The organism is Actinocrinis sp. (assembly GCF_035946395.1).
Classification (GTDB): Bacteria; Actinomycetota; Actinomycetes; order Streptomycetales; family Catenulisporaceae; genus Actinocrinis.
The window spans coordinates 1-9,329 of the sequence record NZ_DASYZI010000279.1 but is presented as its reverse complement, the minus strand read 5'-3'; the positions used below and the strand labels follow the sequence as shown (position 1 = coordinate 9,329).

General features: G+C 68.8%; 8 protein-coding genes. 5 read left to right on the top strand and 3 right to left on the bottom strand.

The genetic code is table 11. From position 1 onward, the window contains the following. Positions 1-235 (bottom strand): hypothetical protein (locus tag VGS97_RS17030; RefSeq protein WP_326854539.1); only part of this gene is annotated, 235 nt, incomplete at its 3' end. Between the two features lie 119 nt (positions 236-354). Then, positions 355-1,605 (bottom strand): sigma-70 family RNA polymerase sigma factor, encoded by a 1,251-nt coding sequence (locus VGS97_RS17025; RefSeq protein ID WP_326854537.1) that lies wholly within the window; start codon positions 1,603-1,605, stop codon positions 355-357. A 238-nt stretch (positions 1,606-1,843) separates the two neighbouring features. Between VGS97_RS17025 and radA the strand changes: the two genes are divergently transcribed. Both radA and disA read left to right on the top strand, forming a co-directional pair. Then, complete coding sequence (radA, locus tag VGS97_RS17020) at positions 1,844-3,244, top strand: DNA repair protein RadA (protein WP_326854536.1); 1,401 nt, start codon at positions 1,844-1,846, stop codon at positions 3,242-3,244. 35 nt (positions 3,245-3,279) lie between these two features. Beyond that, positions 3,280-4,371 carry a DNA integrity scanning diadenylate cyclase DisA gene (gene disA, locus VGS97_RS17015; protein ID WP_326854535.1) on the top strand — a complete coding sequence of 364 codons (1,092 nt, stop codon included), beginning with the start codon at positions 3,280-3,282 and terminating at the stop codon, positions 4,369-4,371. 505 nt (positions 4,372-4,876) lie between these two features. Here disA and VGS97_RS17010 read toward each other — a convergent pair. Next, on the bottom strand, positions 4,877-5,263 hold the full coding sequence (locus VGS97_RS17010; protein ID WP_326854534.1) for a hypothetical protein: 387 nt from the start codon (positions 5,261-5,263) through the stop codon (positions 4,877-4,879). Positions 5,264-5,734: 471 nt separating this feature from the next. Here VGS97_RS17010 and VGS97_RS17005 point away from each other — a divergent pair, with 471 nt between their 5' ends. The 3 genes from VGS97_RS17005 (at position 5,735) to rlmB (ending at position 9,322) form a co-directional block, all read left to right on the top strand. Next, positions 5,735-6,781 (top strand): A/G-specific adenine glycosylase, encoded by a 1,047-nt coding sequence (locus VGS97_RS17005; protein WP_414641739.1) that lies wholly within the window; start codon positions 5,735-5,737, stop codon positions 6,779-6,781. Between the two features lie 54 nt (positions 6,782-6,835). Then, entirely contained in the window at positions 6,836-8,233 is a 1,398-nt protein-coding gene (gene cysS / locus VGS97_RS17000; RefSeq protein ID WP_326854532.1) for a cysteine--tRNA ligase, read from the top strand. A gap of 66 nt (positions 8,234-8,299) precedes the next feature. Beyond that, entirely contained in the window at positions 8,300-9,322 is a 1,023-nt protein-coding gene (gene rlmB, locus VGS97_RS16995; protein ID WP_326854531.1) for a 23S rRNA (guanosine(2251)-2'-O)-methyltransferase RlmB, read from the top strand. Positions 9,323-9,329 lie beyond the last annotated feature (7 nt).

Below are 9,329 nucleotides of genomic sequence, written 5' to 3'. Positions count from 1 at the left end.
CGTGATCCCGCAGCGACCATATGGCGTACGTGTGCAGACCGTCCGCATACGCGTCATACGCCGAAGCGCGTCCCCAGCCATCTCCCGCATCGCCGGAGGGCCTGATCGGCTCGGTACGCAGCGGCCGATCATCGAACGGTGCGGCCTTAGATGCCAGAGTCGCAGGCGTCGAAGTCGTAGGTGTCGCAGTCTCAGCAGTGGCGAGCCCGCCGCTGCTCGATAAGTCAGCGTTCACACGGCCGACGGTAGGCGGCGGCGCTCCAAGGTAGGCCGAAGATGTCCACCTATCGCCCGCGTGAGTGACATAGTGTGACCACACCGCCACTCATCCGAGTGATCTTTCCAGATATGGCGTCACGGAGCGCTAGCTGACGCACTCGCAGACACGGATGAAGATTGCGACGGCGAAACAGACGGCGACTGTGACGGTGAGGGCTTCGGCGACGATGACTTGGACGGTGGTGTCGTGGAAGGACGTCCCGCCGGAGTCGTTGTCACCGCCGAGGGCGGAGCCGAAGAGGCAGCTACTGAGGGCTGAACGGACGGAGAGGGTGATGGCGTCGCCGACGACGTCGCTGAGGCCGACGCCGTACCGATCAGCAGGCTGACCGAGGTCGAGCTGTCCGACGGGTTCGCCGACGCGGTCGAACTCGCCGACAGGCCGGCGGTCGTGTTCGCGGTGGGCGTCGTGGCCGGCGAGTGGCCGCCGAGCACCACGTACGCCAGCACGGCCACGGCCGCGACCGCCGCGGCGAAGCCCACCGGGAGCACCCACTTGCGTCCCGCTCCGGCAGCGCCGCGGCCGCCGAGCGGGAAGCCGTTCTCGTCGAGCCGGCCGGCGCGCTCGGCGATGCGTGCCGCGAACGCGGTGCCCGCCGGGTCACGCAGGCTCTCCAGCACTCGGGAACGCACGCCGGGCGGCATGAACGAGTGCGGAAGCTCCTCGAACAGGCGCAGCGGACGGCGGTTCTTCACCGTAGTGCTGCAAATCGAGCACTTCTCGATGTGCCGGGTCGCCGACTGCACCCACACGTCCACGCCGCGGCCGTCGACGGTGTCGAACTTGCGGCCCAGTTCGGCGGCGTCCGGGCACTTCGGGTCGCCGGTGCGCGCCGCGAGCACGACGAGCAGCGCGTGCTCCAGGTCGGCCTGCGCCGCTCCGACCCGATCGCCCGCCTCCTCCTCGGTACAGCCGAGGACCCGGCTGAGGTCCACGTCGACGAGCCGGTGGCGGAAGGCGAGGTCGAGCAGCTCGCGCGTCTCGGGCGGCAGCATCGCGTAGCAGTCGAGCGTCAGGCGGGCCAGCCGGTCGCCGCGCGCCGCGTCACCTGCGTCCTGCGGTATCTCCTCACTCACACCCATGCGCCGGCACTCGGCCCGCGTGAGCGCATAGAGCCAGGCACCCAGTTCGTCCGGCTGCCGCAAGTCGCGGATGCGGTTGACAGCCACGATGAACGTGTCGCGCAGTACGTCTCCGGCGAGCTTGTGGTCACCCACCAACTCGTGACAGTAAGCGTACAGTCGCGTTCCGTATATGTCGTAAATCTGGCCGGCCGCGAGCCGGTCGCCAGCCCGCAGTGCGGTAACCAATTCGCGGTCAGTCACGAAAGGCAAGGTAAGCCATCCGGTGATTTGACTTCCACTGAGTCGATGAAACTATCGGCTACCAGACACCGCCAACCGGATATAACACTTATTTCGCACCGTATTGTCGGATCATTGTCGGATCATCGCCGCCGGATCTTCACCGAGCGGTCGCCGAACCGCCGCCGAGCGGTCGGCAAGCGATCTTCGAGCTCTTGTGTCACCGCTCTGTCGCCGCGAACCGCTACCGTCGATGCCCATGGCGACCACGAGCAGATCCACACGCACCGCCGCGCCGCGGGATGGCTACCGCTGCGTCGAGTGCGGCGCGACCACCGTGAAGTGGGTCGGCCGCTGCCCGGAGTGTCAGGCCTGGGGCAGCGTCGAGGAGGTCGGCATCCTCAAACCGCGCACCGTCAAGGCCGGTCCGGTCTCCGCCCCAGCGCGGCCCATCGACCAGGTCGACGCGGCCACCGCCAAGGCCCGCCCGACCGGCGTGCCCGAACTCGACCGGGTCCTCGGCGGCGGCATCGTGCCTGGCGCGGTCATCCTGCTGGCCGGCGAGCCGGGGGTCGGCAAGTCCACACTCCTGCTCGAAGTCGCCGCCGCCGGGGCCTCGCCCGAGCGTCCGGTGCTCGTGGTCACGGGTGAGGAGTCCACCGCCCAGGTCAGGTTGCGCGCGGACCGGATCGGCGCTCTCGACCCCGACCTCTACCTCGCCGCCGAGACCGACTTGGCCGCCGTCCTCGGCCACATCGAGCAGGTCCGGCCCAGCCTGCTGATCCTCGACTCGGTGCAGACCGTCGCCTCCGCCGAGGTGGACGGCGTGCCCGGCGGCGCCACCCAGGTACGCGAGGTCAGCGCCGCGCTGATCCGGGTCGCCAAGGAACGTGATCTGGCCGTCATCCTGGTCGGTCACGTGACCAAGGACGGCTCGATCGCCGGGCCGCGGGTGCTTGAGCATCTGGTCGACGTGGTCCTCCAGTTCGAGGGCGACAGGCACTCGCCGCTGCGGCTCGCGCGCGCCGTGAAGAACCGCTACGGCCCGACCGACGAGATCGGCTGCTTCGAGATGCACGACAGCGGTATCAGGGGCCTGGCCGATCCTTCGGGCTTGTTCCTGTCCCGCCGCTCCGAGCCGGTCCCGGGCACCTGCGTCACCGTCACGCTGGAGGGCCGCCGCCCGCTGGTCTGCGAGGTGCAGGCGCTGGTCGCCCCGTCGAACCTGCCGCAGCCGCGCCGCGCCACCTCGGGGCTGGACGGCTCCCGCGTCTCGATGGTCATGGCGGTCCTGGAGCGGCGCGGCCGAGTGCAGCTCGGCAAGTACGACGTGTTCGCCGCGACCGTCGGCGGCGTCCGGCTGATCGACCCGGCGGCAGACCTCGCCGTCGCCCTCGCCATGACCACCGGTACAGTGGACAGCCCGCTGCCGGCCACGGTCGTCGCGTTCGGGGAAGTGGGCCTCGCCGGAGAGGTGCGGCCGGTCACCGGCCTGACCCGCCGGCTGTCGGAAGCCGCCCGCCTAGGTTTCCGCACCGCGCTGGTTCCCAGGCGCGCGGACGGCGAGGACGTGCCGAAAATCCCCGACGGGATGCACGTCGTCGAGATCGCCGACATCGCGGACATGCTGGCGAACCTTCATCAGATGATCAACCGGTAAACTTTACAACAGACGTCCCCACTCACTGGAGCGCCATGGCCCCCCACGATCGCGCCGCGGAACAGGCGCAGCGCGCCACCCTGGCAGCGCTCGCCCCCGGCACCCAGCTGCGGGACGGCCTTGAGCGCATCCTGCGCGGCAACACCGGCGCGCTGATCGTGCTCGGCTTCGACAAGACCGTCGACGGCATCTGCACCGGCGGCTTCGTGCTTGACGTGGAGTTCTCCGCCACTCGGCTGCGCGAACTGTGCAAGATGGACGGCGGCGTGGTCCTCGACCGTGAATGCACCCGCATCGTGCGCGCGGGTGTGCAGTTCGTGCCCGACCCCGCCATCCCCACCGCCGAGACCGGTACGCGTCACCGCACCGCCGAGCGCGTAAGCCGACAGACCGGGTTCCCGGTCATCTCGGTCAGCCAGTCGATGCGGCTGATCGCGCTCTACAACGACGGTAAGCGCACGGTCCTTGAGGACTCCGGCGTCATCCTTTCGAAGGCTAATCAGGCGCTGGCAACGCTCGAACGCTACAAGCTGCGACTCGACGAGGTCGCCGGCACGCTCTCCGCGCTGGAGATCGAGGACCTGGTCACCGCGCGCGACGTCGCGCAGGTCGCCCAGCGGCTGGAGATGGTCCGCCGGATCGCGGTCGAGATCGAGGGCTACGTGGTCCAGCTCGGTGTGGACGGCCGGCTGCTGGAGCTCCAGCTCGACGAGTTGGTCGCCGGCGTCGAGCCGGAGCGCGAGCTGGTCGCCCGCGACTACCTGCCCGAGCGGGCCGGCCGCCGCGGACGCACAGTCGAGGACACGCTGCGCGACCTCGACGCGCTCAGCCGCGCCGAGCTGTTGGAGCTGGCCACGGTCGCCAAGGCGCTCGGTTTCTCCGGCGGCGCGGAGGCCCTGGACTCGGCAGCCTCGCCGCGCGGATACCGGCTACTGGCCAAGGTGCCAAGGCTGCCCGGGACCGTGATCGACCGGCTCGTGGAGCACTTCGGCGGACTCCAGAAGCTGCTCGCCGCCTCGGTGGCGGACCTTCAGGCGGTCGAAGGCGTCGGCGAGACGCGTGCCCGCACCGTGCGCGAAGGACTCTCCCGCCTCGCCGAATCCTCCATCCTCGAACGCTACGTCTGATACTGATGATCAGCTGATCAGCCCGGTTGATAATCGGCGCGGCCTGACTAGCCCGGCCCAACGCAGTTGATCAAACACATTCTGCCTGGCCGCGTTGCCGCAGCGCCCTCAAACAGCGACGCCCTCAAACAACCGAGTTTGAGGGCGCTCCAACGTCTTGCCAGCCAGACGCAGAGACCAATTTCCCATGCGACGGACATCCGGTTTTCCTATGCGACGGACATCCGGCACGGGACACCAGCGGCACGGTTAGATGGCTCGCACGGCCTGAGTAAGTGGCGCAGCCTGACAAGGACAACACAGTCCGACAGGGACAACACAGTCTTACTGGCGACACGGCCCGATAGGCGGCACGCCCATGAGTCCGCTTCCTGTCCGACTACGACTGCCCGGCTCGCATTACACCTGACTATTGCCGCGTATCCGCGCATGACTTCGCGTACGACCGACTGCGCGTCCGACCAGCGCTCTATCTGATTATCGGCATATCTAACTACTGCTCTAACTACTGCAACGTGAACTGCACGGAGGCCGAGTTCACTCCGCTCGCCGCCGCCACCACCGCGTAGGCACCCGAACCAGCGGTCGGCGGCATGCTCGGACAACCCGCGACCGACTGCTGCCGGTTCCACTTCACCGGCTCCGTGTAGCCGTCGCCGGGACCGAGCACGCGCATGTCCTTGGTGCCGGCACAGGTCGCGCTGGTCCAGACGGCCGAGCCCGCACCGACCGGCGTCACCGTCACCACGACGCCCCGACCCGAGACATCGAACAGGCAGTTCCCCGTGCCCGAATTCCTCAGTATCACGTTGAAGGTCGGGTTCTGGCCGGACGCATACGTCGGCGGACCACTCGCGGTGGACTTGTCCAGCCGCACTTCTATGGAGAGCACACAACCGGACGAACCCAACGGGGCAGCGCCGCCGGATCCGCCAATACTGCCGGATCCACCACTGCCGCCCACACCGCCGACACCACCAACGCCGCCGACTGCCCCGGTCGACCCGGGCGTCGGCCTTCCCGAGCCGGTCGGCCCGGTCACAGGATAGGAATTTATGGGCGGTAACGTTCCGGTAGGCCCTGGCCCCGCTGTGATTATCGCCGAGCTGCCCGTGGGTGTGGACGAAGCGCCGACCTTCGCACCGTTGCTGCCGCCGTCCGAGCCGGAGCAGGCGTACGCGGTGAATCCGACCAAGACGAGCGGGATTCCGAACACGAGGATCCGCCGCCGCCAGTACATTGCGGGCGGCAGAGGGCCAACAGGACGGAAGAGCGATCCCACGGAACGCCACCCTATGGCATGGACGACGCAGCTCGGCGCATTGCTCACACGAGCGTGTTCGACAATGCGACGATAGGACGGATGCCTCGTCAATCCACTGCCACAGAGCCGTCCACAGCGTCAATTGGAGTGTTGTCCGTGACACCGACCGCCGTGCTGACGGCCGCTGCCCTCGACGCCCCCGCTGACTCCCACATTGACGCTCCCACCAGCGTCCCTGCCGACGCCTCGCCTCACGCCACGCTCCCAAGCGGCGAATCCGCCGACGAAGTCATCGAGCGCACCCGCGCCTGGTTCGCCGTCCATCGCAGGGATCTGCCGTGGCGCGAACCGACCGCCGGGCCGTGGGCGGTCATGGTGAGCGAGTTCATGCTCCAACAGACGCCGGTGGTGCGCGTCCTACCCGTCTACGAGGCCTGGATCGCCCGTTGGCCTACGCCTTACGCCCTCGCGGCTGAGGAGCCCGGCGAGGCGGTACGCGCGTGGGGCCGCCTCGGCTATCCACGCCGTGCCTTACGCCTGCACGCCGCAGCTACCGCAATCGTCGAGCAACACGGCAACAACGTACCCGCCGATTACAACGCGCTACGTGCCTTACCCGGCGTCGGCGAATACACCGCTGCCGCCATCACGTCGTTCGCCTTCGGCCATCGCGCGACCGTCCTGGATACCAACGTCCGGCGCGTGTTGGCGCGGGCCTTCTCCGGAACCGAGTTCCCGGCCGACTCGCTGACCACCGCCGAGCGTGCGCTCGCCGAGGCGGTGCTACCGCACACGGATGACGACGCCGCAGGCTGGGCCGCCGCCTCGATGGAACTCGGCGCGCTGGTATGCACGGCGAAGACACCCAAATGCACGCAGTGCCCGATCGTCGACCTGTGTGCCTGGCAGCGTCTCGGCCGACCAGCGCACGACGGTCCACCGCGTCGCGGGCAGACCTACGCCGGCACGGACCGCCAAGCACGTGGGCGGCTGCTCGCGGTGCTCCGAGAGGCGACACGTCCGGTCGAGAAGTCAGCGTTCGAATCCGTGTGGCGTGCGGCCGAACAACGTGAACGCGCGCTCACCGGGCTGCTCACGGACGGCCTCGCCGTCGAGCTGCCCGATGGACGCTACCGGCTGCCGTGACGGCCTCCGGCCAACTTGGAAAGAATCCCTACCCAAACCGGTAACCTGGTATACGTGACCATTCGCCTGTACGACAGTGCAGCACGCGGCATGCGTGACTTTGTCCCCGACAAGCCGGGCAAGGTCTCGATCTACCTGTGCGGCGCCACTGTGCAGGCGGCTCCGCACATCGGGCACATCCGGTCCGGGGTGAACTTCGACATCCTCGCCCGTTGGCTCGCCCACCGGGGCCTCGACGTCACCTTCGTGCGCAACGTCACCGACATCGACGACAAGATCCTCGTCAAAGCCGCCGACCAGGGTGTCGAGTTCTGGCGAGTGGCACAGGCGAACGAGCGCGCGTTCACCGCCGCGTACGACGGCCTCGGCTGCCTGCCGCCGACCGTCGAGCCGCGCGCCACGGGGCACATCCCCGACATGATCGAGCTGATCCAGGACTTGATCGACGGCGGGCACGCCTACGCGGCCGGTGGCGACGTCTACTTCGACGTGCGCAGCTTCCCCGAGTACGGCGCGCTGTCCAACCAGCGGGTCGGCGACATGTGGAGCGCCGACGACGCGGACCCGAAGAACGCCAAGCGTGATCCGCAGGACTTCACCCTGTGGAAGGCGGCCAAGCCGGGCGAACCGTACTGGAACACGCCGTGGGGCCCAGGCCGCCCCGGCTGGCACCTGGAGTGCTCCGCGATGGCCCGGCGCTACCTGGGCCGGCGCTTCGACATCCACGGCGGCGGCATCGACCTGGTCTTTCCGCACCACGAGAACGAGATCGCCCAGTCCAAGGCGCGCGGCGACGCGTTCGCGCAGTACTGGCTGCACAACGCCTGGGTGACGATCGCGGGCGAGAAGATGTCCAAGTCCCTGGGCAACTCGCTGCTCGCCACGGAAATGATGAAGCGTCACCGGCCGATCGTGCTGCGTTACTACCTCGGCACGCCGCACTACCGCTCGATGATCGAATACTCGGAAGCCGCACTCGAAGAGGCCACGTCCGCGTTCGGCCGCATTGAGCAGTTCATCACACGAGCCGTGGAACTCGCCGGACCGGTCGAACCGGCCATGATTCCGGCGGACTTCGCCGCGTCCCTCGACGACGACCTCGGCGTCCCCGGCGCGGTCGCGGTACTGCACCAGACGGTCCGCGCCGGGAACACCGCGCTGTCTGCGGGCGACAAGGAAGCCGCGATCGCCCGGCTAGGCGAAGTCAGGGCGATGCTCGGCGTGCTCGGCATGGACCCGCTCACCGAGCCGTGGGTGGGTGCCGGTAGCGGCGGCAAGGCGGACGAACTGCGCGGCGTGGTCGACGGGCTGATCGCGGTGGCGCTCGAACAGCGGCAGGCGGCCCGCGCGCGCAAGGACTTCGTGGCGGCGGACGCGATCCGCAGCCAGCTGACTGAGATCGGCGTCACCATCGAGGACACCCCCGGCGGCCCCCGCTGGACCCTCTCCTGACGTTCCGACTCCCCAACACCCTGACATATCTTCTGAAAAACGACCAACCCGACGGAGTTCATCACCATGGCAGGCGGCAAGCGCGGCGGCCAGGGCGGGCGCGGCAACAAGGCCAGCTCGTCGCGCAAGGGCGCGCAGATCGGCTCGGGCGGCAACCGCCGCAAGGCGCTGGAGGGCAAGGGCCCGACGCCGCGCGCCGAGGACCGGACCGGCCACCCGGCCGCGCGCCGCGCCGCCGCGGCGGTCAAGCGTACCCAAACCCAGGGCGCCAAGGCCCGCAGCGCCGGCTCTGGCACGCGCACCGCACCGAAGGTGCCATACAAGGCCAATCGCCAGATCTCCGAGCTGATCGCGGGCCGCAACTCTGTGGTCGAGGCGCTACGCGCCGACGTGCCCTGTACCGCGCTCTTCGTCGCGCAGAACATCGACGCCGACGACCGGGTCCGTGAAGCCGTGATGCTCGCCAACCAACGCGGGATCCCTCTCATGGAGGTCACCCGCCAGGAGGTCGACCGCCTGACCGACGGCGCGATCCACCAGGGCGTCGCCCTACAGATCCCGCCATACGAGTACGCGCACCCGGACGACTTGGTCGTCCGGGCTACGGACGCGTCCGAGACACCGCTCATCGTCGCCCTCGACGGCGTTACCGACCCGCGCAACCTCGGTGCGGTAATCCGTTCGGCGGCAGCGTTCGGCGCGCACGGCGTGCTGGTTCCGGAGCGCCGTTCGGCTGGAATGACCGCCGGAGCGTGGAAGACGTCCGCAGGCGCCGCCGCGCGTATCCAGGTCGCCCAAGCGGGCAACCTGACCCGCACGCTTGAGGCGTACCGCAAGCAGGGTCTGCTGGTCGTCGGCCTGAGCGCCCGCGGCACTGTGAACCTCTCAGAACTCGAAGGCGCCGCCGACCCGCTCGTCTTGGTCGTCGGCTCCGAGGACAAGGGCCTGAGCCGCCTGGTGGAGCAGACCTGCGACATCACGGTGCGCATCCCGATCGCCGCCAAGACCGAGTCGCTCAACGCGGGCGTCGCCACCAGCATCGCGCTGTACGAGGTCGCCCAGCACCGCTCCCGCGCTTCCCGCCTCTGACTTCTGA

Excerpts from the sequence above, each read along its gene's own strand:
- radA (WP_326854536.1), top strand. The coding sequence starts at position 1,844 with ATGGCGACCACGAGCAGATCCACACGCACCGCCGCGCCGCGGGATGGC.
- disA (WP_326854535.1), top strand. The coding sequence starts at position 3,280 with ATGGCCCCCCACGATCGCGCCGCGGAACAGGCGCAGCGCGCCACCCTG.
- VGS97_RS17005 (WP_414641739.1), top strand. The coding sequence starts at position 5,735 with ATGCCTCGTCAATCCACTGCCACAGAGCCGTCCACAGCGTCAATTGGA.
- rlmB (WP_326854531.1), top strand. The coding sequence starts at position 8,300 with ATGGCAGGCGGCAAGCGCGGCGGCCAGGGCGGGCGCGGCAACAAGGCC.